Here is a 740-nt window from a genome sequence, read left to right as displayed (position 1 = left end):
TGTGAATTTCGATACGAGCTACAAGGGTGAGGCCGAGGTCAACCGGCTGATAGAGCAGGATAATCCGCTGTTCCTCTGGTTCACCCACGAAATGCTGACCCGAGAGCTGACGCTTTCGAATGATGACGATGCGTTACGGACGGCACGTGCCGTGATGTTGGCGTTTTACGAGTATGCTGGTCGTGACGTACCGGAGTGGTTCCCACGACGCCCTGCCGAACAAGAGCATGATGCGGGTCGTGACCGCTGGTTCGATCTGCTCAAGCGAGAGGATATTACGACGGAAGACCAAGGCGATCGGCTTCGTGTATCGTTCCCTGAAGAGATGTCGACGGATACCTACACGTATGCGCGGGATCCGCCCACCGTTGCGCGTGTTGAACGCCGTGGACGCGATCTACTGATCAAATCACCTGCCGAGTTCCTCGACTGGTTAGGGGAGCCGCCAGCTGGCGCTGAATTGGATGGACGGGTGAGTGAAGAAACCGGGACGGAAACGAGTGAGTCAGAGAGTAGTGGCGGGGTGTTTGGCCGCGTCCGAGGATTGTTCAGTTGACTCTCCTACAACGATGAGCTGTTCCCTCTTTAGGCGGGTATCGCAGTAGATTGCTGCTGACGATTGATTTCACCGCCTCAGATCGTTACTCATCCCCGAAGGTATTGATCCGATCATCGAGATCGGTTAGGACAGTTGTGAGTGCGTCTCGCCAGTCGTCGGGATAGTCAGCATCCTCTCCGGG

1 pseudogene is annotated in these 740 nt (G+C 56.1%); it reads left to right on the top strand.

The annotated features are described in order from the left end of the window. Positions 1 to 556, top strand: a pseudogene (locus DVK07_RS20145) (tyrosyl-DNA phosphodiesterase); the annotation flags it as partial. Between the last annotated feature and the right edge of the window lie 184 nt (positions 557 to 740).

The sequence above is a fragment of the Halorubrum sp. Atlit-26R genome (genome assembly GCF_003666015.1).
Taxonomy (GTDB): domain Archaea; phylum Halobacteriota; class Halobacteria; order Halobacteriales; family Haloferacaceae; genus Halorubrum.
Note: the sequence above shows the minus strand (reverse complement) of the source record. Positions and strands in the feature narration are given on the sequence as shown.